The sequence below is a fragment of the uncultured Aquimarina sp. genome (assembly GCF_947492115.1).
Lineage (GTDB): Bacteria > Bacteroidota > Bacteroidia > Flavobacteriales > Flavobacteriaceae > Aquimarina.
Genome location: NZ_CANLMM010000001.1, coordinates 913,208 through 939,998 on the forward strand (window position 1 = coordinate 913,208; position 26,791 = coordinate 939,998).

Here is a 26,791-nt window from a genome sequence, read left to right on the forward strand (position 1 = left end):
ATTTTTTAGATAAAATGCTTAAAATAATCGATTAAAACACTATCATTTACTTTTCGAGGTGTAAAAACCTCTAAGAGTTGTGGCGATTCATTATTTTTATAAAGTTCTTGAAGTTTTTCTAATAAAGTATCTAATTCATCCGCTTCATGATAATCTATTTGGAACATAGTACATAACTGTTCTGCAGTTAAATCATGTTTTGTTTCAAAATATGTACTAAAGTTATCGCTCTCAGATTTACCAGGTAAAATTCTAAAGATACCTCCTCCTCCATTATTAATAAGAATGATCTTAAAGTTTGAAGGCATATAATTATTCCATAATCCATTACTATCATAAAAAAAGCTCAAATCACCTGTTAGTAAGGTTGTAGGTTTATTTGATACCACAGCCGCTCCAATTGCCGTAGAAGTACTACCATCGATACCGCTGGTACCGCGATTACAAAACACCTTCAAAGATGGATTTAAGGAGAACAACTGAGCATACCTTACTGTAGAACTATTACTTAGTTGAATCATTTGATGATCCGGAATTGCATCAAATATTGCTTCAAATGCTTTTAAATCTGTAAAATCTACTTTCTGAACATATTCTTTATGCTTTGCGCGTCGGTCCTCTCTAACTGAAATCCAATAGGATTTATAATCATTAACAGTCACCGTTGTTTTCGGTAAAAAATCCAACAAAAACTTATTTGGATTCATTTTTATATGCTCAGTAAGACAAAAATAAGTGTCATATGCCTTTTTCTCATCTATATGCCAATGTACTTTGGGCTGATACTTTCTTAAGAAAGCTTTGATTCTTTTAGATACAACCATGCCTCCAAATGTTAGTAAAACATCTGGCTGTAGCTTCATAAAATCATTTTCATCTAAAGCGGTAATCAACTGATCAATACAATTGATATGAGAATCATGATGAATATTAGAAGTAGTTTCAGTAAGTACTAACACCGAAGGATCTTTGGCCAAAAGATCAATCCATTTCTGATCAATAACGTTCGGATAATTAACTCCAATTAGTATCAACTTTCGATTAGCCCCATTCCATTCATCCAACATATTAGCATATAACGTTTTTGATATGCGATGTTCTGTAAACTCAACTGGAATGTTTTTTGGAAAAACTGTAGGCTTCTCTAGCGTATCATATAAAGGTTCGTAAAAAGGAACATTAATGTGTACTGGTCCGTTTTCTTGAATAGCAACATTTAATGCTAAATTGATTTCTCGTTCATTATGCTTTTGCGCTTCGTGTTGTTTCTGCTTTACTTTAATATCTTCTATTGCGGTTTCTGGCACAATTTCAGAATATAAATTTGCGGAATACAAAATATGATTATCAAAAACATTTTTCTGGCGTATGGTCTGACCATCTCCGATATCTATCCTTTCGACAGGACGATCAGCACTTAAGATAACTAAGGGAATATCACTATAAAAAGCTTCTGAAATAGCTGGATAATAATTTAGCAGAGCACTACCCGAAGTACATACCAACGCTACTGGTTTTCTAATTTGTTGTGCGATACCCAAGGCAAAGAAAGCAGCGCACCTTTCATCTACAATGCTATAACATTGCATTTCTGGATTTTCTGTAAAACCAATTGTTAAGGGTGCATTTCTAGATCCTGGAGATATAACAACATGATGAATTCCTTTTGCCTCACATAAGGCAACGATAGTTTGCGATAAAGGAATTTTGGAATATAAACGTTTCTTCATTCGAATTGCTAAATTACGATATAGGGATAAGTAAAGCCAATCTTTTTAATGTATTTTAATCTAATTTTTAAAGTTTTGCTATTTAAGAAACCACTGAAAATACTTAAATACTTTAACGACAAACACCTTCAATTATATAGAGGTATACCAGCTTTAAATAAACCTTTTCACGAAGAAGATAGCAAGTCAAATCTTTGAAAAATGATCTTCAAAATTCGAAATAAAATCGTGGATATACTTTTGTGACACATCAGATTTTCGAAATACTAAATGATGTATTCTTTTTAAACCATTTTCACCAATCCTTTTAAAAATCAAATCTTCTGATAATTTAAAAGATTTTAGTGCCCATTTTGGCATACACATAATCCCCATATTGGCAGCGATCATTTCTAAAGCAACTTCAGTTAAGGGTATAGCGGATATTTTTAATGGATGAATTCCATTTGGTTTTAAATAGTGTTCATATACAGAAACTGTTTCCAATGGAAAAGAATGAATTATTAAATGTGTACTAGAAAAAAAATCAGCATCTACAAAATCAACAGATTCATATAGACTTTCTTTATGCATAATTGCAAAAATCTCATCTTCATAAACCTCAATGCTTGATAAGGTTTCATTTTGTGGTTTGGAAGTAACAATAGCAATATCTATTTCATTTGACAACATTTTAGAAATAGGCTGATGTGTTGCTTCAAGAATCAAATCAACATGTATTTTTGGATACAATAAGGCCATTTTCTGAATAAAATCCGGAAGACCTTGATAAAAACTATAACATTCAGTACTTACCTTTATAGTACCAGTTGAACCAGCCTGTAACTGTTTAATATTTTCAAAACCTTTTTCAATACTATCCAGAATTGTGTTTCCCAAATTATAGAGCTCATAACCCTCATCTGTTAATTTCCATTTATTTCTAGTTCTCAGAAAAACCTTAAATCCCAACCTTGATTCAAGTTCTCTCAATTGATGACTTAAAGCAGATTGTGTTAAAAACAGTTTTTCAGAAGAACTAGCGATACTCCCTTCTTCTACAATTGTTTTTATTAATCTAAAATACTTGATTTCCATACAGAACAAAGTTAACTATTCATGGCCTATGAACTAGTTGAAAATAATTCAGCTAAGAATTAAAATGTCTCAATCTTATAATCTAGTACGATAAAACAATCAAACTAATTTTGACAAAAATTAAACCTTAGAAATTATGCAAAAGCAAAAAACTAATTCTACTACAGCATTGCTAGATGCTATACAAATGTACTTCGATGCATTGTATTATTGTGATATCAAACTACTAAACCAGGTATTTCATAAAAGTTCTAGTTTATTCGATGTAGACCAAGGAAAGATTTTTATTGAACCTATAGACAGCTTCAGTAAAGATGTAGAAAGCCGATTATCTCCTGCGGATGCTGGACAGAAACCTGAAGCAGAAATTTTAATGATTGACTGGTTGTCTTCTCATTGTACGACTGTGAAAATTAGAATTAGAGCACATAGGAATGTGTTTGTTGACCACCTTGCTTTTGTTAATGGAGAAAAAGGTTGGCAAATTGTTTCCAAAATATGGCATTTGGAAAAAGAGATTAATTAGTTTGTAAATATTTACGACTAATTCATAACAAAAAATGAAGTAAAAAAAGATCAATCTCCATTCGTAAGGTTATTGAATCACAGAACTCTTTTCATAGTTTCGGTCTTCTTTACAGTTTCTTCCCATTCTTTTTCTGGAATAGAATCTTTGGTAATACCTCCTCCAACATACAATAGTGTTTGATCCTTACGAATTTCCATACATCTCAAATTTACAAATAGACTTGATGAAGATGCGCCATTTTTATAGCGATGTAATTCTCCTAAAAAACCAGTGTAATATTTTCTATCATATCCTTCATTGTGTAGAATAAAAGATCGAGCTTCTTCTTTTGGTAAACCACATACTGCAGGAGTTGGGTGTAAAACTTCGATAATATTTTTTATGTTCTGTGGACTGCTTTTAAGCGTTCCAGTAATGTCGGTTTTAAGATGAAGAAGGGTTCCTGCTTTATGCGTATAAGATTCGGATCTACGGATAGCATTTACATTTTTAGTAAGTTCTTTCATTACAAACTCCGTTACCATAGCCTGCTCTTCGATTTCTTTTGCTCCCCAAGAGACTTCCATGGATCCTTTATAAGGTTGCGTTCCTGCTAATGACATGGTCGAAAAATTATCACCATCGATGTGCAACAAAGTTTCTGGAGTCGCTCCTAACCACATTCCAATCTTAGGATGATACCAAAAATACACGAAGGCATTAGCGTACAAATCAACCAGGCGTTTAAAAACCTCTAACGCATTAGATTGCGAAAAAGGAACTTCTTCTTTTCTAGAAAGCACAACTTTTCTAAAAGAATTATTTTCAATTGCTTTTATTCCACTATTCACTAGTGATATATGAGCTTGTCTTTCTTCATCTTCTACAAAAACATTAGAAGAATTCTTCGAAACATACTTTAAGTTTTTAGGAGTAAAAGGAATAATTGATGTAAAAAAAGAACTCTCCGTATCCGGAATAATTACTGTCTTTTCAGAATTGCTAAAAGGCGCAAAAACAAAACCAGAACTATCATATGAACTCACCTCATGTAAATAGTCATCATTTTGTAGAAAACAATTCACCTCATTCGTACCTGGTTTTTTATAGACCACTAAAGGTAATTGCTGATCCAATTGTGATTGGATTTTCAGGTATAGCTCTGAAATATCCATATAATTTATGATTTCGCTAAAGCAATAGTTGTTAGTTTTACTATAGAAATTAACTTCTCTTCCTCATTTCGTAATTTTATATCCCAAAGCTGGGTAGTTCTCCCTTTGTGCACAATTTCAGCCTTTGCATAAACATATCCTTCTTTCATACTTTTTACGTGATTGGCAGAAATTTCTAATCCTCTGATATAAAACTTATCTGTATCTAAAAAAATATGAGATGCAGCACTACCAACACTTTCAGCAAGTGCAACCATTGCACCTCCATGTAAAACTCCATCTGGTTGATGCACCTTTGGTGTGACAGGCATTTTCGCAACCAAATAATCATCTCCAACTTCACAAAAAGAAATATCTAATGTTTCCATTAGTGTGTTCTTGCACATTACCGTGCATTTTGCTAATATTTCTTCCTCTGATAATTTCATAAATTAAATTTTAGGTAAAAATAAACATTGAGGTTAAAATATTCTAACTATATTTAATTATAATTTTAACGAACGTTCAATAAAATGCCTAAAACGAAAACATCTAAAGAAGAGGTCTTACAAAGAGTAATTCCTATACTAAGAGAGCGTGGTATTGCAAAAAGTAGCATGAGCGAATTAGCAAAGGCATGTGATATTCAAAAATCACATTTTTACTACTATTTCAGCAATAAGGAGCAGTTGATAAAAGAAGTACTTGCTACTGTACACAGTTATTTCAAATACAACTTATCTAAGATAATAGCTAACAAAGATTTAAATATTTCAGAAAAACTAGAACAAGTTAGAAAGCTCATTGATAAAATGTTTAAAAATGCGAATAGTGGTTGTATCATGGCTAATACAGCCCTAGAAACAGCTCATCTAAACCCTATTTACAAAGATGAAATACAACACTTTTTTGCTGACTTTATCTCTGGACTACAGATTTTACTAGCACCCAATTATTCCAAAGAAGAATCTTTAGAATTAGCTGAGCAAATTGTACAAGATTTAGAAGGAGGAATCCTGTTGATGAGAATTTACAATGATCATAAATACATTAACAATGCAGTATCCAGAATGGAAAAAATAATTTTAAAAACTAACTAATGAAATCATTTACCTTACCCTCTACAGACGACTACCCTATTTCAGTACACGAATTTATTCCTTCCTCCCCTAATAGTGTATCAATTGTATTCGCGCCTGCTGTTGCAGTTCCTCAAAAATTTTACTTTCATATGGCCGAATATTTAGCCGAAAAAGGTTGTAATGTATTTACATTTGATTATCGCAGTATTGGCTCTTCTAATTCTAAAAGTATCAGAGCTTTAAAAAATCATGGTTTCTTTTCTTGGGCTATGGATTTTAAATCAGTTTCTAAACATGTAAAAGAAAAATTTCCTGATAACACTCAATATATGATAGGTCATAGTTATGGAGGAAACAGTATTGGTTTCAGTGATGCTTTCCAATATTATGATAAATATCTAACCATTGGGTCTCAGTTCGGTTTCTATAAACATTTCACACCAAGAATGCGTTTTTTGATCTATCTAAACTTCAAATTCTTCATACCCATTACTACATCAATTTTAGGATACTATCCATCCAAATGGTTTGGATTAGGAAGACCTTTAACCACTAAAGCAGCAAAAGATTGGGCTACTTTTTTATTACACCCAGATTCTATGTTGCATTTTACAAAAGGAAATTCGGAAACTTTTTATCAAGAAATTAAAGAGTCCATGTTACTTATTAGTATAGACGATGATCTTTTTGCTCCTAAAAAGTCTGTTGATATTCTTGGAGACCGTGTATATCATAACGCACAAACAAGCAGAAAACATTTAGTACCATCAGATTACAAATTAAAAACAATAGGGCATTTTGATTTTTTTAGAAAGAAAAATCAGGATATCTTGTGGCCCATAATTGATCAATGGTTTGAACTCTAAAATACTATTAAAGCTATGCAGAAAGAGGTTGTATATCAATCTACAAACACCTACGACACCCTAAACGAACTTACCGAAAAAACGAAGACCGTTTGGTTAGTATTTCATGGTATTGGATATCTGAGTAGGTATTTTATTCGTTTATTTCAAAGTTTAGATCCAGAAGAAAACTATATTATCGCTCCACAAGCTCCTTCAAAATATTATAAGAACAATGATTATAAAAGAGTCGGAGCTAGTTGGTTAACCAAGGAAAATACTAAAACAGAGACTAAAAATGTTCTCAATTACGTCGATGCTGTTGTAGCAATGGAAAAAATTCCTTCACATGCCAAATTTGTTGTTCTTGGATATTCGCAAGGAGTTAGCATCGCGAGTAGATGGATAGCAAGTAAACAAATACAACCAGCCGGTTTTGTAATGATTTCTGGAGGTTTTCCTAAAGAATTACAAAAAGAACATTTCTCTTTTCTATCAGATACAACAAAAGTCACCCATATATTAGGAGAAAACGATCCGTATTTTGAAATAGAAAAAGTAAATGCAGAAAAAATACGTGTTAAAAATATTCTTCCTCAAATAGAGTTCAGAACTCATGGAGGAGGTCATGAATTAGACGTAGAAACTCTAACCGATATTACATAAAGTTAAAGTAAAAGGAAGCATCCATACATAAGAAATCTTAGTCATACTACAAAGCATTCCTAACATTCACAGTATCATATATTATGGTTAGCTTCTCTATTTTATTGTCAGATGTTAGCTCTATAACATCCACCACTTTAAACTTTATAATTTCATCTGATTTAAGAGTCCAGTGATAATCGAATAGTATAGAAATCCTATTAGAGTTTTCTTCTATAAAAAGTCCATCAAAATTGAGTTTGGAAGCTTTTGTATCTGCTGCTAATGCATAATAAAACTCTTTGGCTACCATTGTTCCGTATACAGGAGATACTACAATCCCATCTTTCGTAAAAAGCTGTATTACCTTGTCGATTTCTCCTTTTTCTAAAAAAGACAAATATTCCTTAGCGACTTCTGCTTTTGTCATTTTAGAGATATCTTTCTTTAATAACCTCTAGATGATGTGTTTGATGTCCAGAAAGAATATAACCAGCTGCTCTGGCACTCATGGGACTACCACTAGCCTCACCTATCCATGTTAACATTTCTGATGTAAAACCCTTATATAATGAGATAGAACTATTTCTTACCGCCTTAAAATCTTCAATAAATTCTTGTTTCCCTATATTATTCGCATTTGAATTAGGAACGTAGTCATCTTGATCAAACCCAATCAAAGGACTGTTATCTTTTCTAGCAAATCGTAGTGCGCGATATGAAAATATTCGTTCAGTATCTATAATATGTTGCAATACCTCCGCGATTGTCCATTTGCCATGATCATATGCATACTTCATTTTTTCTTCTGGAATTCCTTTTACAAAATCCACAAACTGAGCTATTCCCTCTTGTAAACCTTCTACAATATCTTCCTTTAACGCTTTGTCTATAAAAATTCCGTAATAAGGATTGTATTCTTCTTTGGATAATAACGATTGCATAAATATGTTTTAAAAATAATTGAGGAAAAATACTAATTCAGTTCTCATCTGTCTTTAAATTAACAGTTATTTATCATCTTTTAATACCTCGATGCGCTAAAAATTTTAATCTGTTCCTAAAATAGGAGGTTAATTTTAGTATTCATTGAAATAGCTCAAATAATTCTGCTTTATGTAACAATTATATATTTGTAAGTATTTTCTTATTAAATTATTATTTTATATAATAATTGTGTATTTTGCAGATATAAATAGTGTTTTGTCTATATAATTATTTTTGGGGCTTAAAGTAATAACAAAAACTCTAACTAAATATTTATCAAACACCTTTAAAATGAAAAACCTGCCCCATCTTTTTATTTTAATACTATTCATATCTAAGCCTATTTTTTCTCAACAAAAAGAGCTTGATAGTATAATTACTCGAATTACGACCTTGTCAGATTCCAGTACCATCGACTATGGTTCTAGACAGGTAGAACATCTATTTTGGAAAAAGGAATTCGACTTAGGTTTATTGTATGCGGATAAGTTATTGAAACTATCAGAAAAACTTGAATATGATAAAGGTATAGCTACTAGTTACAACCAGATTGGTAATATGTACAATCGCAAAGATGAACTTATTAAAGCTTCTTCAAACTATAATAAAGCAGAAGAATATTTTAAAAAAATCAATTTATTAGAAGGTTTGGCTTTGGTAAACAACAACAAATCTAGCGTTGAACAAGAACGTGGTAATCTGGAAAAAAGTATTTCTTACTTACTTGAAGCTAATAAATACAATTTCCAATTAAAAGATAGTATTGGTTTGTCTCGAACCTTAAATAATATAGGAAATGCATATGCAATGTTAGGTAAATTTGAATCTGCAAAAAGCTATTATACCCAGTCTATAAGTATTAAAAAGAAACATAAATTGAAAAAGTTAGGTACAAGTCTAAACAATATGGCTTTACTACATTTTAACGAAAAAATGATCGATAGCGCTACCAATTATGTAGTTGAAGCTTTATCCACCTGTAAAAAAAATGATAATATCCGAAGTGCCTCTTTTTCCTATGAAATTTTAGCCAAAATAGCATTGCATAAAAACCAACAAGCGTTAGCCAAAAAATATTACGATTCGTCAATGATAGCAGGAATAGAATCTAAATGTAATAGAGCAGTAATCAACTCTAAACAGCAATTAGGGTACATCGCAATTCAAAACAAAGATTTTAGAGAGGCGGAAAAGATGCTTTCTATGTCAAGAGATGAACTTGCAAAAACGAATATCCCCTCATTACTTCTTACAAATTATAAATATAGCGTAAAATTAGATTCTGCCAGAGGTCAATATGCGAAGGCCTTACAATGGCAACAAAAATATCAAAAACTGTCTGATAAAAATACTCTCGAACAAAGTACACAAAAAGTAACACAAGCTGAAAATCGATTTAAAGCAGAAATGGAACAGCTTAAACTTATTGATGAACAAGAAAAAAGAGAACAAAAAACAAAGGAAAAATTATTTAGATCAAGAGTATTTAATTATATATCTATTGGAGTTCTTATATTCTTATCAATATTTCTGGCTCATATAATTAAAACAAGAAAAGAAAGAAAAAGATTGATCAAGAAATTGAATGATTCTAATCAAGTAAAAAATAAACTGTTTTCTATCATTTCACATGACCTAAAGAACGAAATACATGGACTTAACGGAAGTCTTAATTTAATGAAAAACAACAATTTATCTTCGAATGAATTAGGCGAAATTATTCCATTATTAGCTAATAGAACACATCAAACATCAATAATGTTAACAAACTTGTTGAATTGGTCAAAATCTCAAATGAAGGAACTATATGCAAACCCCACTGCTTTCGATATTTCTGAAGTAATTAATAATAAATTCGCCTTCTTTGATCCCAAAGCTGCCCAAAAAAGAATCAAACTTATTAATGAGTTACCTCCAACTAGAGTGTACGCTGATAAAGATATGTTCTCAATAGTATCTCAAAATCTAATGGCAAATGCGATCAAATTTTGTAACCCAGGAGATTCTATAACCTTATTTTCGAGAGCAAAAGGAGATTACTACCAAATTGGTTTTAAAGATACTGGCATAGGGATAAAAGCAGAGAATGTTCATAAATTATTCGCTGAAGATACATTTACAACAAATGGCACACAACAGGAAACTGGAACTGGTCTGGGTTTAAGAATCTGCAAAGAACTTATAGATCTAAACAAAGGTAATATTGCTGTGGAAAGCAAGCCTGGTGAGGGAAGTACCTTCTATATTACATTACCGATGGCCTCTTGAAAAATTAAATAAATTACATATTCGGAATATATATATCTTATTTCACCTGTTCTTTAATCCACGCTGTTAATACATCCAAGGCAATAGGTGAAAATGTTTGCTCTATTTCAGAATACTCGCCTAGAGAACCTCGAGTAGCTTCTTGGAATAAATGATTCAGACTTTTAAGCTCCTTTATTTCAACATTTTTATTACCTGCTTTATCCAGAGCAGTTTTAATAGCAGTAAGGTTTTCTTTTGAAAGCACTTGCAAATCTTTATCTCCATTTAACGCTAAAACAGGAGTTTTTATTTTTTCTAAATACTCCGAAGGTCTGGATCTGATAAAACTTGCTACCTCATAAGAAGTAATCTGATTTACTAATGCCTTTCGTTGATTTTCGGGAAATAGATTACCATACTTGTTTTTATAGAAAGAATGAATACTGTCTTTTAGTGATTGATTATCCAGCTTAGCTTCCTTAATTATATCATAAGCTTCTTTTACTATTTTTTGTCCTTGCTGGATTTGCAGTTCATTCAATCCCATATCCTTTTCAAAAGCAGCTTTTTGAGAAAGCATTAATTGATCACCTGGAACACCAGGAGCAGCTAATAATACTAAAAAGCTGATTTTTTTATTTTCCGAAGCTACTTTGGGAGTAACAATACCTCCAATACTATGACCAATCAAACCTATTTTAGCATTATTGATCTCTTTTCTTTCTTTTAAGAAATCAATAGCTGATTTTACATCTAGTGAAGAAAGTTCTATGGTTACTTTACCGAAATCTCCACCAGATTCGCCAACTCCACGTTCATCGAAACGAAAAACTGCTATCCCGTTTTTTGTTAAATGATCTGCCAATACTAAATAAGGTTTATGACCAAACATATCTCCATCCCTATTTTGTGGTCCACTACCACTTACAATAATCACCAAAGGGAATTGTCCATTTTTTTCTGGTAAAGTTAAGGTTCCTTTTAAGCTTACATTATCTGCATTACTCACAAAGGTTATTTCTTCGGAATAATAATTAAAAGGTGGTTTTGGCTCTTGCGGTCGGTTTAAAATAACGGAACCCTTTCTAAGGTTTAAAGGAATCGGAAAACCTCCTTGCTTCATATTCCCTATAATTTCATCGTTATCATTTAAACTTCCTTCATACGTTAGCTTTAGATCAGAAAAGGTGATGATTACAGAAGCATTATCAACTTTTGTATTATTTGCCTTAGCTCCATTTAAACCTTGTGCTGGTATATCCAGAGTAGTAGTATAAATTGTATCTACTTTTTCTATATGAAAAGCAATATCTAATTTACTACCTCTTATATCAACAGTACCTTTCCAATCTCCCGTTATATCCTGTGAAAATAAATACGTTGAAAAAATTAAAAACAATACGATGACAATTTCTTTCTTTCTTAATAGAATCATTTCTTTACATAAATAACTTATTCCATAACTTTTTTATGAAATATCGATTAGTATTCTGCTTCTAAAATTAAAGAATCATTTTGAAAAGTACCGATTTTAAGAAAAAACTCAATTAAGATCCATTCCCCTAAAGCGAATCTTCACATTATTATTGCCAAATAAAAGTATACACGCCTCTGGTATCATCAAATTCAAAATCAGCTCCTTGAATTTCCAAATCCGTAAATTGTGCTACACTACAACACTCTCCTTTGGTTACTACAGTCTCCAAACTTAGCTGAAAAAGCTGATCATTAGAAATAGTAACAGAAAGTGTTTTCCTCCCCGAAGTGATACTTTGAGCGTTAACTACTATAATACTCCTATTATCAACTTCATTTCTAAAAAAATCAATAGCGCTCTGATTAGCGAGGTCGATTATACTAATATCCGAAAGAGTTATTACACCGCTATCTAGTATATTATTGTTTTCGGCATCTAACAACTCAAAATTAAAAGCGGAGTCAGGAACACAAACGACTGCTTCACAATCATTTGAATCGCAACTATTAAAAAAACAAAAAATAAGTAATAAAAAAGTAATACTTCTCAGTTTCATGACTATGGTTTTTAAATTATATACTATAGATACTGGTTTTTTCGGATAGTTGCTTCAGAATATTAAATTTTACCAAAACCAAACAAAACATAACATAAAAAAAAACTGCAACACTATTGGTATTGCAGTCTTCTTTTTATTTAAAAGTGTTTTAAGCCGAATTTCGACTTGCATTAATATTCCCGAACAGAGAACGAGTTACCATCTTTTCGTACACCTCTAAATTTTTATCATCTTCTCCAGATCTGTTAATATCCTGAATCTTCTTTAGTGCATATTGCTGAATAGTAAGCAATGGTAATACGATATTTTCTCTTATTTCTATAGAAGCTTTTCCAGCTGGCTCATTTTCCATTAATTCCGAATATCCAGTTAACTTAAGCAATAGACGTTTAGTAAGTTCGTATTCATCATGTATGATATTCCAAAAAGCACCATACTCTTTATCATCTTTCATATATGCTGTTAATTGAAAGAATGATTTTGTCAAACTCATCATACTATTACCGACTAAAGCTCGGAAAAATGCAGATCCTTTATAAAGATTTATAATTTTATCGAATTCACCTTTATCTTCGTATACTTTTAAAGCGGTACCTACTCCATAAAAACCAGGCACATTTTGCTTCAGCTGGCTCCAACTACCTACAAATGGAATCGCTCTTAAGTCTCCAAAATCTAAACTTGTACTTTTACTTCTTTTAGAAGGACGACTACCTATATTTGCTTTTCCGTAGTATTTAAGCGTACTCATATGCTCTAGATATGGTAAAAACTTAGGATGACTTTTGAAATCTACATACGTCTGATAACTAATGTCTGCTAAATTCTGCATCGTCTCTTTATTCTCCTTAGAGAAAAGATTAGCTTCATTTGCGGTTAGCTCATTTTCTACTCCAGCGCCAAGTAATTGTTCTAAGTTATATTGACAGGAATCTAATGTTCCAAAATTAGAACTAATGGTTTGTCCCTGAACCGTAATTTGTATCTGTTCATCTTCAATTGTAGGACCCAGAGATGCATAGAACTGATTTGTATTACCACCTCCTCTTGCTGGTGGTCCTCCTCTACCATCAAAGAATATAACTTTCACATTATACTTTCTGGAAATCTCTGTCAATGCTTCTTTTGCTTTAAAAATCCCCCAATTCGCCATCAAATATCCACCATCTTTAGTTCCGTCTGAGAAACCAAGCATAATAGTCTGCTTCATTCCGCGACGCTTAAGATGTTCCATATATTCAGGATTGGTGTATAAAGTTTCCATTACATGGTGAGAAACTTTAAGATCAGGAACCGTTTCAAATAGTGGAATTACATCTACCGTTGGTTGTTTCCAATCGCATAGACGTATCATTGCAAAAGCTTCCATAACATTCAGTACACTTCCGTTATTACTAATGATATATCGGTTTGACCCACGCTCTCCATTATTTTTTTGTATGGTTTTGATCGCATAAATAGATTCGATTGTAGCTCTTGCCATATCGTCATCTAAAACTGATGGATCTAAATTACCCGAAATGGTAGACAATACTTGGATTTGCTCCTCTTCTGATAAAGAAGCATAATCCTCTGGAAAGAATCCTAATCCTAGCTCATTGGTTTTTTTAACAATTTCCATCAACACTCCATGGTGCACTCGAGAATCTTGTCTTATGTCTAAAGTTCCAAAATGAAATCCGAATATCTTTACCTTATTAATAAGATCTTGCAATTCTTCTAAAAACAAAGATTGATGTTTACTTATCAGCTCTTCTCTCACCTCTAGTAATCCATTCATCAATGTATCAATAGAAAGAGGTTCGGCAGTTTTAGCATAGTAAAAATTATCGTATAACGCAGATTCCAAAACTCCTAATTTATCCTGAAGATTCCCAAAAGTTATTCTACGTTTTAACTTACGCATGTCACGATAGTAATTAATCAGAACAGTTTTACGAAGCCTTTTTGCTACTTTAAGCGTAGTTTCTGTAGTAACAAAAGGATTTCCATCTCTATCTCCTCCTGGCCAAAAACCAAGGTTTATCAGATCATTCTCAAGATCTTCTCCCTGAAAAATATTTTGTTGAATATAATTATATATCGTTCCTACCGAATGATAAAATACATTCTCTAAATACCATATCAAGCTTACTGCTTCATCATACGGAGTTGGTTTTTCTTTTTTAAAGAATGCAGTTTTTCCTAATTGCGCTAATAATCTCTTTATTTTTTGAGAATCATTCTCTCTGATTGCTGTATCGAGATCATGGATAATCCCTAAAACGGTACCTGGATAAAACTGAGTAGGATGCGCAGTTAATGTTGGACGTATCTTAAATCGTCTTAAGTATTCTTTTAACTCTTCTAATTGTCCTTTGGCTTGCGCTTCTTCTTTGATACTTCTTAGCGTACCACGACCATCCATATTATTTACTACAGGAAAAGCAGCATCTTCTATAGCATCAAACAATACTACTTGTCTTTCGATATATTGAATAAATCGAAATAATAAATCGTGTTTTTCTTTATCTGTAGGGTTATCTCTATACGATTTGAAAAAACTTTCTACAATTTCTGTTGGAGTTTTCTTTTGATCATACCCTTTTTCGCATACTTCCTTAAAAAGAGGTAATAAAACACCTGTATTAGTAATTTCATCAAAAGGTAATGTAATAAATATACTGTTGTATATCTGGTATTTAGTTAGAACGTTGTGGTTAAAACGATCTATTTTTGGTTGTCTTGCCATAATTGTGGTTACGAATATGGTTGATTAATAAAATAAAATACAAGAAAAAACCCTCTAAGATAATTTCCTAAAGGGTTTATATGTTCGCATACAATAGCCCTTTACAAATCTTGGAAGATTGAATGCATTAAACGTTTTTTATCATTGATACTTTCTTCTAACGATATCATAGTTTCTGTACGATATACACCATCGATATCATCCAATTGGAAAATAATGTCTTTTGCGTGATTAGTATCCTTAGCTCTTACTTTACAGAAAATATTAAATTTCCCTGTTGTGATATGAGCAACGGTAACGAAAGGAATTTCTCTGATTCGTTGTAAAACGAATTTGGTCTGAGATGTATTTTGAAGATATATTCCCACATACGCGATAAACGAATACCCTAATTTTTTGTAATCTAATGTTAAGGAAGAACCTTCGATAATCCCAGCCTCTTCCATTTTCTTTACACGTACATGAACAGTACCTGCAGAAATAAGTAATTTCTTTGCAATATCTGTAAACGGTGTACGAGTATTTTCAATCAACATATCTAATATTTGATGATCTACTTCGTCTAATTTAAATTTTGCCATAGTAATTCTAATAAATTTTCCCGATTAATTACATTGCAAAAATAACAGAAAAATAATGTTTTCACATATTTTTTTTCAACTTTTTGTTAATTCTGTTGAGAATAATTCATCATTTAAACGGAATTTTAACAACTCGTTTTCTGGAACTACCTCTACTGTAACGTTTTCGTTCTGTATTGTCCTTTTATCAGCGTTTATTTCTCTATGACCATAAAAATTTTGTAAATCTTCAATTTTAACAATTTTTGGAATGAATTTGACACTATTTTCTGACAATTCCTCAGTATATTGAATAGCAATGTCTACATTTTTTCCATTTAACATAGCATCTCTAACAATAATATCGTAGAAAAGCTTACCATTTTCAGGTATGTCAAAATATGTTTTATAATGATCTCCTTTAATTTCGTTCTTAGCGATATAAGAAACTGATGTCACTAAGGCGTAGAAAATATACTCTCTAGTTCTTTCTCTATCATAATCATTATCGAAATGCCCAGCTTCAAACAAAATTGTAGGTACATTAAGCGTTGACAATGTATCGCCAACACAATTTATATTAAAACCATCATCATATCTACCAATACGATTAGGAATAAACTGTTGTAATACAGTATTCATTTCTGCTATAATTTCCATAGCAATCTTACGACAAGTAGTGATGGTACGTTTTTCATCTCCCGCAGGAGATAAAAAAGAAACTGTTGCAGGATTCTTAGTTTCTCCTGCACTAAATATAGTACGCTGTCCGTGGAGATTAAATGCATAATCAGGTTGAATACTATCTATGAGTTTTCTTAACACTACACTCTCCTTTTGGGTCTTATTTTGAGCATCTCTATTTAGGTCTACTTTATTATAATTAAGACGTGTATACAATCTAGCTCCATCTGGACTCAAAATAGGTATGATATATAATGTACAATGCTTTAAAATATCTTTTGATAACTCATTAAAGTCGTCGGACAACATTTTTAGAAAATCAAATATTGCTTTAGTTGTGGTACTTTCATTTCCATGCATTTGAGACCAGAAAAGCAATTTCTTGGAACCTGTACCTATTTTAATGAGATAAATAGGCTCATCATTTTCAGAACTTCCTAACTGTTCGATCTCTGCTTTCTGAGATATAGTATCTATCAGTGGTTTAATATGTTCTAAATGTATATATCGTCCTGATATTGCAGACTGTTTATAATTCGTAAACCAATCTTTTAACTCTTCAATTTTCATAAGTATAAATCTGGTCTAAAATTACTACTGTTTAAGGAAGAATCATAGAAAATAATATAAATTTTACAGATGTAAACTAGCATTGCTGTTACAAATGTAAACTGACCCAATTTACAATTGTATACGCTGTGAATATTTGTATTGTTTACATAATTAAACAGTATTATAGTGAAAAGTACAGAAAAGTATTTCATGAAGCACTTTAATCAAGTAAGTTTTTAAAATTAATATTTAAATTACTTATTTTCAATACTTAAAAAATAGTTATTTAAAGTAGTGGATTAATATTAAATATATTGAATTCGACTATATTTACAATTGTAAACTGTTATTTTAAATCATTTGTTTACCTTTGTAACCAACTAATTTATTTAATCTGGTTTACAATGGTAAACACTACTGCTTTTGGAAAAAGAATACAGGAAATCATGAAATTTTACCACGTTTCAGCTTCAGGATTTGCTGATGCTATGGGCGTAGGTCGTTCTTCTATTTCGCATATTTTATCTGGAAGAAACAAACCGAGTTTAGATTTTGTAATGAAAATTACCGAAGCATATCCTGAGGCAGAATTATATTGGCTTCTATATGGAAAAGGTACTTTCCCAAAATCAGAAAATCCGGCGGAAAAAGAAGAAAAAGTCAAACCAGAAAATGAGATAGTCCCATCCTCTACTCCTAATCCTATAAATGAATCGGTTTCAGAACAAGATCTTTTCTCTCAATCCGATACAAACGAAAAAGATATCAGTTCTGATCAAGTTACCACCCCTTCTTTAACTCAAAGTAAATCCAATTCTTCTCTTCCTAAAGAAATTGAAAAAATCGTTTTCTTTTATAAGGATGGCACCTTCGAAGTATACAACAATTAACTTCCTTTATATATTTCTGAAGAACTATGTGAAATTTGACGAAATAGATTTATTTTCGCGTAGTATCGTTTTTAATTCATTATGATTCGATTATTTTTTTTATTCCTTGCTTCTCTTCTATTTCTTGGTTGTTATCAGCAAGAACGAGATTGTCAAAATTTTCATACCGGAACTTTTGAATTCGAAACCTATCTTAACGGAGAATTAGCGAAAACTACTTTTGTTCGCAATGATTCTATAGAAATAGATTATTTTCTTGGTAAAAGTGATACGGCCACCATACGCTGGATTAATGATTGCGAGTATATTGTAAAAAAATTACATCCCAAAAATATGGCTGAAGAAAAAGCCATACATATGAAAATATTAACTACAGATGGAGACACCTACACTTTTGAATATGGTTTAGTAGGTGTTAAAAAAAACAAACAGAGAGGAACTGCTAAAAAAGTTAACTAATGCTCGAAATTTTTACAACTGCTGATGCTTGGGTTGCCCTACTAACACTTACTTTCCTAGAAATTGTCCTAGGAATTGATAATATTATATTTATCTCCTTAGCTTCTAGTAAATTACCAGAACAGCAACAGAAAAAAGCTACTAATATTGGATTGTTATTGGCAATGCTTATGAGAATTATATTGCTTTTTGGTATCTCCTTATTAGTAGCCATGGAAGCTCCCTTTTGGCATATTAATCTTCCTTGGATTACAGCAGGAATAAGCGGTCAAGCCCTAATATTATTTGGTGGTGGAATTTTTTTACTCTACAAAAGTGTTCATGAAATACACGAAAAAGTAGATGAAAAAGGAGAAGAAGAAAAAGAAATTCAAGAAAAAAGTTCTAGCTCATTATCAAAAGCTATCTTGCAAATCACTTTAATAAACGTAGTTTTCTCATTTGATTCTATTCTCACTGCGGTTGGAATGACCAATGGATTAAGCGATAATCCTACTGATGCCCTAATTATTATGATTATAGCAGTAATTGTATCGGTATTGATTATGATGTTATTTGCTAATCCTGTTGGGCGTTTTGTAAACAAACATCCTTCGGTACAAATTTTAGGGTTATCTTTTCTAATTCTAATAGGATTTATGCTTATTGCGGAAGCAGCTCATTTAGCACATTTAAAGATTTTTGATACTGAGGTTGGTGTTATTCCTAAAGGATATCTGTACTTTACGATAGCGTTTTCTCTTTTTGTAGAGTTTATCAACTTTAAATTACGTAAAAAAGGATCTTTACAGTAGTAGCTTAAGATTTTACACTTGTTGCACATCAAAAATTATGACCAAACTAAAAGAATTAAAGGATCGTAGTGGAAATATCTGCGAACTATGCGGAAAATCAGATGACCTAGCTATTTATGAAGTTCCTAAATCTCCAAATGTGGGACTTGATTCTAGCATATTATTATGCTCAGTTTGTTCTGCACAAATTGAGGATTCATCTACTATGGATCCTAATCATTGGAGATGTCTAAACGAAAGTATGTGGAGTCAAGTATCAGGAGTTCAGGTAATGGTATGGAGAATACTTCATAGATTAAAATCAGAAGGATGGCCTCAAGATCTTTTGGATATGTTATACTTAGATGACGAAATATTAGATTGGGCGAAAGCTTCTGGAGATCATAATTATGAAAATATCGAAATTAAACATCTCGATGCAAATGGTGCTTTATTAAAAGCTGGTGATAATGTTGTCCTTATTAAAGATTTAAACGTAAAAGGAGCTACTTTTATAGCGAAACGCGGAACAGCGGTAAGAAATATCTCCCTAGTACATGACAATTCAGAACATATCGAAGGGAAAATTAATGGGCAACATATCGTGATTTTAACGAAATACGTAAAAAAATCATGACTCGAATAAAACTTAGAAAATTACCGAAAACTTTCTACTTAAACTTTAAGTAAATAAAACACGTTACATTTTTCAATATTTTTTGTCTTTTCTTGTTATTCAATAACATTGCACTTTATTAATCACAACTTGCCTGCTATAAACTACCTCCCATTTGTGTATAACAGGTAGAGTTTAAAGAAAAGAACTTAACCATGAAAAACAATGTTTTAGGATCATTATTTACAAAAATTCCTGTAGTACTAGTTTTGTTATGCTTTCACTTCAACATGTATACTACAAATGCGCAAACGTATTGTATACAACCGGGAGCAGATCAGATTGCTGGAGAAGAAGACGGTTTTAGATATGAACTATGGAATCAAAACTCACAAGGCACAGCCTGTATGACTTTAGGAAATGGAGCACTTTTTAGCGGAGAATGGAGTGGTATTTTAAACTACCTAGCAAGAAGAGGTCTTGGATATAACCAAACTCAAGAACATCAGGAAATAGGAGAATTTTATGCTACTTACAATTGTAATTATAATCCTTCTTCTGCTTCAGGAAACTCATATCTATCAGTATATGGATGGACTGTAGAGCCTTTAGTCGAGTATTATGTGATTGAAGATTGGCGAAATTGGATTCCTTCTATGGCAGATGGTGCTGAACTAAAAGGGTCTTTTGAAATCAATGGGAGTTTTTATGATATTTATGAAAACACCAGAGTAAACCAGCCTTCTATAGTTGGAAACACTACTTTTCAGCAATATTTTAGCATTCGAAGAGATAGAAGAACTGAAGGAAGCATTGATATATCAGAGCATTTCAGACAATGGGAGTCTATTGGTATGGATCTAGGAAAATTACACGAAGTCTCTATCGTTGTAGAAGGATATCAGAGTAATGGAAGTTTTGAATTTACAGAACTAGATGTATCAGTAGATAATACCGTTTTAGGTGTTGATGATTTACAAAAACCTAACTCCTATTTTGATATTTATCCTAACCCTGCAAAGGATGTAGCTCATGTGAATTTTAATATTTCTAATCAAGAAAAGAAACTTGAAGTTTACAATGTCTCTGGTAAAATTGTTTTATCCAAAAATTATGGTGCAACAGAAACCATTACGGAAATAGAAAATTTACCAAAAGGAATGTATTTTGTTGTTTTAAATACCAATAACAATAATGCAGCTAAAAAACTTATTATTCTTTAAGGCTTTAGCATTCATTGAACAGCCTAGAGTTTTTTCGAAAATGTAAAAAAATAAACCGCTGATTAATAGCGGTTTATTTTTTTACATTTTCATCTTCTAATCCATAACAGAGTACTGATTTTTTTAGACCAAATATTCTACCATTTTTCACTTCATAATTAGCGTACAAATCACCATTCTTTCTAAACGCCTGTTGAATACCATTTTCTTTTCCCATATTCAGAAACATTTTTTTATAAAGTTCTCCTGTAGTATACCATTGTTTTTGCTCTCCGTGAGGTTTACCTCTATAATAATTCAAATGAGATATTTGCGTATGATCTGTTTCTGCAGACCATATCTTCTTCTCTCCATGAAGTTTTCCGTTATGATAATTAGACACTTCTTTAAAATGTCCATCAGAATACCATAAGGTTGATTTGTTTTGTTTTTTTCCATTTAAAACACCTGTTCTTTCTTTTAACGTATCATTACTATGAAAACTAACAATATATCCAGAGTAAAACTCACCATTTAATAACCACTGAGATGTTTTATGATTATAGTGTAGATATGCTTTATGAACAGTTGTATCTGGCACTTCAACAAACTCCTCTTTAAGAAGATCAATCCCATTTTGTTTTGTTTTTATTTGTTCTGTACACCCTAAATTTAAAAGACACAACGATAATACAACTAATCTTGCATGCTTTATCATTATTTCAAAACATGAAACACTCATTGTAAACAATTTAAAAAATAGCATTCGGTGTTCCTTGTAAATCTCCAGCAAAAAGCGCAATAACATTTCCTAAATAAAATTCATTAACAATATGATAATGATAAAACTCTTCATCTCCACTATGCTGAGTTGTCCCCAAATGACCACCAGATTCATCAAGATCATTTGGATAAGCTCCATCCATTTCTCTCCTGCCATATAGTAAAAAACCATCGGACATTATACCTATTAACTTTTCATCATCATAAGAAAGCTCTGTGTTTTCTGGTACATCATATGACTCTATATGGTAATGATAACCAGAAGGGCCATTATGCGCTCCTGCATAATCAAATGTTTCAACAATAACCTCTTCTAGAGGTCTATTTGGCCCTTCTAAATCATTAAAAATAGGGACACCAGTAACTGAAATACCTATAGCCCCTAACCCAGTTGCCGTACTTGTTGAAGCAATCTGTGGTGAAGTAGGAACAGTTAATGAATAACTTCTATCTCCACCAATACGACCAGGAGTTAGAGCAACTGCTATCACAGGCTCAATATATAAGGGATTTGTTTCTTCCCAATATGGAGATGTATGATTAGGAAGACCATTTGATTCTATAGTAATCTCATCACCATCGAATGAGACAGTTACCGCATCTGGATTAAATTCATCAAATGCAGAAACAGGAGTGCTTCCACTATCAGGGTCTGTAACATTAGATCCATTATCATCACTTTTACAAGAAAATAAAACAAGCATGGTTAACCCAAATAATATTCTGAACCGAAAAAAAACAGATTTTGTCATAATAATTTATTTTAATTGATTTTTCTCTTTAGACAACCAATTAAACAAAATCCTTCGGTAAAACTTTAATATTATTTTCTACTCCCTGATAAACGATTAACAACTTTACTCATAAAAGCATCGAAATCAACTAATTGATCCTTTTCCAAAAGCTCTTTTATTTCTTTAAAATGAAGATATGTTAATTCAATTTTCTTTCTTTCATATTGTTGCAATTGATTTAAAATACTATCCTTATTTACAACCAATGAGGTGTCTGAAAGACTCTCAAAGTAAGGATAAAGCAGTTTCACCTTTTCCTCATCTATATCAGCCATTTTTTGTTTATGCTCATCAGCTAAATCATGAAATCGAGATTCTTGCAAATCATTCAAACGTAGTGTTTTTACTATTTCAGATCGAAAGTTCTTAGGCGAAGATCTCTTAATAGGTTGAGGTGGTTTGATTAAAAGAAAGGCTAGAAGAATAATATTAAGTACTACCAGACCTATGATCACGAAATTGTAAACTCTTTTATTATTCATAATTAATAAATTTGATACGAGTTAATTAAAGACTCATTATAAACGTTCATAAATGTTCTTTCTTTATGGTTTAATTGCTGATTTTGAACATAATAAACCAATGCTATCGAATTAACCAAAAGAACAAAAATAGCGGCTACTAAACCATACCGCAACTTAGTAAAAGGAACAAAATCAACTTGTTCAAAATGAATTTGTTTATTAATTTTTGATAACAGTTCAGGTTTTGGCGATGCCCTACGACTATCTTTCATACTTTGAAAGATAGCCTCTACCCATTTTTCTTTTTCTTCATCCATATTGCTTTTTAGACAATTAATTTTATGATTTCCTTCTATCGGGATAAATTTTTTCTAATTCTGACTTCATTTTCCTTTTCGCACGTTGTAATAAAGATTCTACTGCTTTTAAAGAAGTTTCCATAATATCCGCTACCTCTTGTCTAGGGAGTCCTTCAATATAACTTAAAATAAAAGCTGTTTTTTGATTTTTAGAAAGACAATCAATTACCTGATAAAGTATTGCTGCTTTCTCCTTATTTTCTAATAAAACGCCTGGGTGATGAAAATCAATAGATTGAGAATTAATTAACCGATTATTGAATATTTTAAATCTATTCTTTTTTTTTAAATAATTAAGTGATGTATTTACAGTAATGCGATAAATCCATGTGTTTAATGAAGATTCCCTCTTAAACTTTAAAACATTTTTAAAAATTTTAAAAAAAACATCTTGCGTAATTTCTTCTGCATCTTCTCCAATTTTAGTGTAACTAAGTGCTGTATTGTAAATTTTTTCTGAATATAGAGTATACAGTGTAGCTAAGGCTTTTTCGTCCCCATCAATAATAGCTTCAATAATCTCAACTTCACTTTTCAATAAGTTTATGTTTTACGTTTAAATAAATCATTATCCGACCTATCTAGTATAGAAATAAACTCTACTTAAAGGTAATTGTTGCTAATAAAAATATTACTTCAGAAAAAAACGAAATAAAAATTACTATGATATCTAATTTCTAAAAAATTACAAATACCTAGATTATCTGATTCTAAATAAACTTTTATTTACTTTAAAATCAAATAAAGTTGTCTTTTTTAAATCCTTAGAAGGTAATCTATCTAGCCCAAACTATTACATCAAAAAATCCCATATCATACAAATACGGGACTTTTTAATATTATAATTAACATGTTTTAAGACATAAAGTAATAGTTTATATAAAACATGTAAGTGTTTAAAATTAAACTATTTAAAATAAAGAAGTTTGTTCTCCGTCGCCATCATCTTCAGTATTATCAAGTGTTACTCCATTTCCTGTTTCCTTATTTTTTATGTCAGCATCCACAGCCTCTTCTTCTACCACTTCAATTTCTTCTGCTGGCACATCTTCTGGTTCTTCATAGGGTAATGGATCTAATAAATTAATCTGCCTCACCTTCTCCGTAGTCAGTTGATTTCCTTGTGCCTTAATTCCTTTTACAGCAATAAAATCCTCTAAACTAATTTCATCATTTGGTTTTTGATCCTTGCCTCTAATTTTATTGTAAACAACTTCTGCCACTGGCCTATGATCTGTGGAGATAATTTCTAAGAATGACTTCTGATGGTCAGAGATAAAACTTTCTTCCTTATCCGAATTCTCTACTATGAATCGTTTTACATAATATCGTTCTTTTTCACCATCCCAGTATATTGCAGAAATAGGTTTCATAGGTTTCCATTTCTCCAAAACGATCATATCTGAATCAAAATGAACTGTTATTTCCGGAACTATCGTCTTTACAATACCCTTTTGATTAACAATCAGCAGCCTATCTTCACCTTTAAATTCTCCTAATAAATCTCCTCTTCCATCAACATTCAATCTTCTTACTGTTTCATCAAACCAAATTTTACGAGGCTTTAATGTTGAAACTCCTTGTTCCTTCAGTTCGATTTTTTTGATGTTATATTTAGTAACAATATTACCTTTTACACCTCTTCCTTTTATTAATAAATCAGAAAAATCAAGATCAAATTTTAATTTCTTGATACTTCCTGCCTGACGCAAGAAAATGGTGATTACTTCTGCTTCTCCATTAGGATTAGCTGTAAAATAAGTAATTTTTGAACTCTTCTTTCCTTGTGTTAGATCGTATTCTTTATCTCTTGTAACACTGGTAACCGCAAATCGTTTTACGTAAGAAGCTCCACCTCTACCATCTTGGTAGATCATGTTATATATAGTTCTTTTGTCTTTCTTTTTAAATACAGCTACATGAATAATATCTTTCCCTACAAATGTTTTGGACCCTACTTTGGTTACCATCATTTTACCATCTGCCATGAAACAGATAATATCATCAATATCCGAACAATCCGTTACATATTCATCTTTTCGTAGAGATGTACCTACAAAACCTTCTTCTCTGTTCACATAAAGCTTTGTATTTCTGATTACTACCTTTGTGGCTTCTATATCATCAAAAATTCTGATTTCTGTTTTGCGCTCTCTACCTTTACCATATGTTTCTTTCAGTCTTTTAAAATAAGATACTGCATATTCAACTAAATGCTCTAAGTGATGTTTTACTTGTGCAATATCTTCTTCAAGAGCTTCTATCTTTTGTTGAGCTTTATCAATATCAAACTTTGAAATTCTTTTAATCCGAATCTCGGTTAAACGCACAATATCTTCCTCTGTAACAGGTCTTTTCAAATGCTTGATATGAGGTTGCAACCCTTTATCAATCGCCTGAATTACACCTTCCCAGGTTTCTTCTTCTTCTATCTCACGATAAATACGATTCTCAATAAAGATTCTTTCCAAAGAAGCAAAATGCCACTGCTCTTGTAGTTCATTTAATTGAATTTCTAATTCCCTTTTTAACAATTCTACCGTATGATCGGTAGAGCGTTTAAGCATTTCAGAAACCCCTATAAAATTTGGTCTACTATTCTCTTCGATAACACAACCCAGTGGAGAAATCGATGTTTCGCAGTTCGTAAACGCATATAACGCATCAATAGTTTTATCCGGCGAAATACCGCTTGGCAGATGCACCAAAATCTCTACGTCTGCTGCTGTATTATCCTCTATTTTTTTGATTTTTATCTTCCCTTTATCGTTTGCTTTTAGGATTGAATCAATTAAACTAGAAGTTGTGGTAGTAAACGGTATCTCACTTATAATCAACGTATTCTTATCTAGTTGAGAAATTTTTGCCCGCACCCGAACCTTACCTCCACGATTTCCATCATTATAGTTTGTAAAATCGGCAATTCCAGCAGTTGGAAAATCTGGCAAGATAGTAAAACGCTTCCCCAATAAGTGCTTTATCGAGGCTTCAATTAATTCGATAAAATTATGAGGAAGAATCTTAGTACTTAATCCTACCGCAATACCTTCTGCACCTTGTGCTAAAAGTAATGGGAATTTTACTGGAAGATTTATTGGTTCTTTCTTTCGACCATCATACGATAATTGCCATTCCGTAACTTTAGGATTATACACAACATCTAAAGCAAATTTGGATAAACGTGCTTCGATATAACGAGAAGCTGCTGCTCTATCTCCAGTAAGAATGTTACCCCAGTTACCCTGCATATCGATTAGCAAGTCTCTTTGACCAATTTGTACCATCGCATCCGCAATACTTGCGTCTCCATGAGGATGATACTGCATAGTATGACCAACAATGTTTGCTACTTTATTATACCGACCATCGTCTAAATCCTTCATAGAATGAAGAATTCTTCTTTGTACTGGCTTCAGTCCATCTTCAATTGCTGGTACTGCTCTCTCTAGGATTACATATGAAGCGTAATCCAGAAACCAGTCTTTATACATTCCAGTAACTTTGGTAATCACTTCCTGAGGCTGATGATCCTCTGGATTTAATTCATTATGCAATTCTTCGTTTTCGTTTTCTATATCCATACCTTTTTACGGGGCACTTTTTGTATTCC

At 31.9% G+C, this 26,791-nt stretch carries 27 protein-coding genes; 10 read left to right on the plus strand and 17 right to left on the minus strand.

The window, feature by feature from the left end; all coding sequences use genetic code 11:
- Positions 1-5: 5 nt before the first annotated feature.
- Both menD and Q1A73_RS04115 read right to left on the minus strand, forming a co-directional pair.
- Positions 6-1,730 carry a 2-succinyl-5-enolpyruvyl-6-hydroxy-3-cyclohexene-1-carboxylic-acid synthase gene (gene menD / locus Q1A73_RS04110; RefSeq protein WP_299601953.1) on the minus strand — a complete coding sequence of 575 codons (1,725 nt, stop codon included), beginning with the start codon at positions 1,728-1,730 and terminating at the stop codon, positions 6-8.
- A gap of 186 nt (positions 1,731-1,916) precedes the next feature.
- The gene (locus tag Q1A73_RS04115; RefSeq protein WP_299601955.1) at positions 1,917-2,807 is read right to left on the minus strand and encodes a LysR family transcriptional regulator; all 891 of its coding nucleotides are present in this window, start codon (positions 2,805-2,807) and stop codon (positions 1,917-1,919) included.
- A 136-nt stretch (positions 2,808-2,943) separates the two neighbouring features.
- On the opposite strand from Q1A73_RS04115, the gene Q1A73_RS04120 reads away from it, so the two are divergent.
- A complete protein-coding gene (locus tag Q1A73_RS04120) occupies positions 2,944-3,333 on the plus strand; it encodes a nuclear transport factor 2 family protein (protein WP_299601957.1) in 390 nt (129 codons plus the stop codon).
- Positions 3,334-3,410: 77 nt separating this feature from the next.
- Here Q1A73_RS04120 and Q1A73_RS04125 read toward each other — a convergent pair whose 3' ends face one another.
- Both Q1A73_RS04125 and Q1A73_RS04130 read right to left on the minus strand, forming a co-directional pair.
- The gene (locus Q1A73_RS04125) at positions 3,411-4,490 is read right to left on the minus strand and encodes a chorismate-binding protein (protein ID WP_299601959.1); all 1,080 of its coding nucleotides are present in this window, start codon (positions 4,488-4,490) and stop codon (positions 3,411-3,413) included.
- Between the two features lie 5 nt (positions 4,491-4,495).
- Positions 4,496-4,918, minus strand: coding sequence for a hotdog fold thioesterase (locus tag Q1A73_RS04130; protein ID WP_299601961.1), 423 nt, complete (start codon positions 4,916-4,918; stop codon positions 4,496-4,498).
- An 84-nt stretch (positions 4,919-5,002) separates the two neighbouring features.
- On the opposite strand from Q1A73_RS04130, the gene Q1A73_RS04135 reads away from it, so the two are divergent.
- The 3 genes from Q1A73_RS04135 to Q1A73_RS04145 are packed head-to-tail and all read left to right on the plus strand — an operon-like array spanning position 5,003 to position 7,062.
- A complete protein-coding gene (locus Q1A73_RS04135) occupies positions 5,003-5,569 on the plus strand; it encodes a TetR/AcrR family transcriptional regulator (RefSeq protein WP_299601963.1) in 567 nt (188 codons plus the stop codon).
- The gene (locus tag Q1A73_RS04140) at positions 5,569-6,417 is read left to right on the plus strand and encodes an alpha/beta hydrolase (RefSeq protein WP_299601966.1); all 849 of its coding nucleotides are present in this window, start codon (positions 5,569-5,571) and stop codon (positions 6,415-6,417) included. Before Q1A73_RS04135 ends, Q1A73_RS04140 begins: the two co-directional genes overlap by 1 nt.
- A 15-nt stretch (positions 6,418-6,432) precedes the next feature.
- The gene (locus Q1A73_RS04145; RefSeq protein ID WP_299601969.1) at positions 6,433-7,062 is read left to right on the plus strand and encodes an esterase; all 630 of its coding nucleotides are present in this window, start codon (positions 6,433-6,435) and stop codon (positions 7,060-7,062) included.
- A 46-nt stretch (positions 7,063-7,108) separates the two neighbouring features.
- Here Q1A73_RS04145 and Q1A73_RS04150 read toward each other — a convergent pair whose 3' ends face one another.
- Positions 7,109-7,471 (minus strand): nuclear transport factor 2 family protein, encoded by a 363-nt coding sequence (locus Q1A73_RS04150; protein ID WP_299601972.1) that lies wholly within the window; start codon positions 7,469-7,471, stop codon positions 7,109-7,111.
- A 1-nt stretch (position 7,472) separates the two neighbouring features.
- Complete coding sequence (locus Q1A73_RS04155; RefSeq protein ID WP_299601975.1) at positions 7,473-7,985, minus strand: DinB family protein; 513 nt, start codon at positions 7,983-7,985, stop codon at positions 7,473-7,475.
- Between the two features lie 334 nt (positions 7,986-8,319).
- On the opposite strand from Q1A73_RS04155, the gene Q1A73_RS04160 reads away from it, so the two are divergent.
- Positions 8,320-10,296, plus strand: a complete 1,977-nt coding sequence (locus Q1A73_RS04160; RefSeq protein WP_299601977.1) for a tetratricopeptide repeat-containing sensor histidine kinase — start codon at positions 8,320-8,322, stop codon at positions 10,294-10,296.
- A gap of 37 nt (positions 10,297-10,333) precedes the next feature.
- Here Q1A73_RS04160 and Q1A73_RS04165 read toward each other — a convergent pair whose 3' ends face one another.
- The 5 genes from Q1A73_RS04165 to Q1A73_RS04185 form a co-directional block, all read right to left on the minus strand.
- Positions 10,334-11,713 (minus strand): alpha/beta fold hydrolase, encoded by a 1,380-nt coding sequence (locus Q1A73_RS04165; RefSeq protein ID WP_299601979.1) that lies wholly within the window; start codon positions 11,711-11,713, stop codon positions 10,334-10,336.
- Positions 11,714-11,861: 148 nt separating this feature from the next.
- Positions 11,862-12,311: a hypothetical protein gene (locus Q1A73_RS04170; protein WP_299601981.1), complete on the minus strand. Its 450-nt coding sequence runs from the start codon at positions 12,309-12,311 to the stop codon at positions 11,862-11,864.
- Positions 12,312-12,462: 151 nt separating this feature from the next.
- Positions 12,463-15,045 (minus strand): phosphoenolpyruvate carboxylase, encoded by a 2,583-nt coding sequence (locus Q1A73_RS04175; RefSeq protein WP_299601983.1) that lies wholly within the window; start codon positions 15,043-15,045, stop codon positions 12,463-12,465.
- A 101-nt stretch (positions 15,046-15,146) separates the two neighbouring features.
- Positions 15,147-15,626, minus strand: coding sequence for a winged helix-turn-helix transcriptional regulator (locus Q1A73_RS04180; protein ID WP_299601986.1), 480 nt, complete (start codon positions 15,624-15,626; stop codon positions 15,147-15,149).
- Between the two features lie 75 nt (positions 15,627-15,701).
- Positions 15,702-16,859 (minus strand): M14 family zinc carboxypeptidase, encoded by a 1,158-nt coding sequence (locus Q1A73_RS04185; protein WP_299601988.1) that lies wholly within the window; start codon positions 16,857-16,859, stop codon positions 15,702-15,704.
- A 386-nt stretch (positions 16,860-17,245) separates the two neighbouring features.
- On the opposite strand from Q1A73_RS04185, the gene Q1A73_RS04190 reads away from it, so the two are divergent.
- From Q1A73_RS04190 to Q1A73_RS04210, 5 genes are all read left to right on the plus strand, one after another.
- Positions 17,246-17,731 (plus strand): helix-turn-helix transcriptional regulator, encoded by a 486-nt coding sequence (locus Q1A73_RS04190; protein WP_299601991.1) that lies wholly within the window; start codon positions 17,246-17,248, stop codon positions 17,729-17,731.
- Positions 17,732-17,812: 81 nt separating this feature from the next.
- Positions 17,813-18,190 carry a DNA topoisomerase IV gene (locus tag Q1A73_RS04195; protein WP_299601994.1) on the plus strand — a complete coding sequence of 126 codons (378 nt, stop codon included), beginning with the start codon at positions 17,813-17,815 and terminating at the stop codon, positions 18,188-18,190.
- Complete coding sequence (locus tag Q1A73_RS04200; protein ID WP_299601996.1) at positions 18,190-18,984, plus strand: TerC family protein; 795 nt, start codon at positions 18,190-18,192, stop codon at positions 18,982-18,984. The genes Q1A73_RS04195 and Q1A73_RS04200 overlap by 1 nt, the downstream gene beginning before the upstream one ends.
- Positions 18,985-19,021: 37 nt before the next feature.
- Positions 19,022-19,600, plus strand: a complete 579-nt coding sequence (locus Q1A73_RS04205) for an alkylphosphonate utilization protein (RefSeq protein ID WP_299601998.1) — start codon at positions 19,022-19,024, stop codon at positions 19,598-19,600.
- A gap of 194 nt (positions 19,601-19,794) precedes the next feature.
- Positions 19,795-20,802, plus strand: a complete 1,008-nt coding sequence (locus Q1A73_RS04210; protein ID WP_299602000.1) for a glycoside hydrolase family 11 protein — start codon at positions 19,795-19,797, stop codon at positions 20,800-20,802.
- 73 nt (positions 20,803-20,875) lie between these two features.
- On the opposite strand, the gene Q1A73_RS04215 is transcribed toward Q1A73_RS04210, so the two are convergent.
- From Q1A73_RS04215 to Q1A73_RS04240, 6 genes are all read right to left on the minus strand, one after another.
- Entirely contained in the window at positions 20,876-21,523 is a 648-nt protein-coding gene (locus Q1A73_RS04215; RefSeq protein WP_299602002.1) for a toxin-antitoxin system YwqK family antitoxin, read from the minus strand.
- 10 nt (positions 21,524-21,533) lie between these two features.
- The gene (locus Q1A73_RS04220) at positions 21,534-22,316 is read right to left on the minus strand and encodes a YHYH protein (protein WP_299602004.1); all 783 of its coding nucleotides are present in this window, start codon (positions 22,314-22,316) and stop codon (positions 21,534-21,536) included.
- Positions 22,317-22,387: 71 nt separating this feature from the next.
- Positions 22,388-22,840 (minus strand): hypothetical protein, encoded by a 453-nt coding sequence (locus Q1A73_RS04225; protein WP_299602006.1) that lies wholly within the window; start codon positions 22,838-22,840, stop codon positions 22,388-22,390.
- Between the two features lie 2 nt (positions 22,841-22,842).
- Positions 22,843-23,139, minus strand: coding sequence for a hypothetical protein (locus Q1A73_RS04230; protein WP_299602008.1), 297 nt, complete (start codon positions 23,137-23,139; stop codon positions 22,843-22,845).
- Between the two features lie 22 nt (positions 23,140-23,161).
- Entirely contained in the window at positions 23,162-23,719 is a 558-nt protein-coding gene (locus Q1A73_RS04235) for an RNA polymerase sigma factor (protein ID WP_299602011.1), read from the minus strand.
- Positions 23,720-24,092: 373 nt separating this feature from the next.
- On the minus strand, positions 24,093-26,762 hold the full coding sequence (locus tag Q1A73_RS04240; protein WP_299602014.1) for a DNA gyrase/topoisomerase IV subunit A: 2,670 nt from the start codon (positions 26,760-26,762) through the stop codon (positions 24,093-24,095).
- Positions 26,763-26,791: the final 29 nt, after the last annotated feature.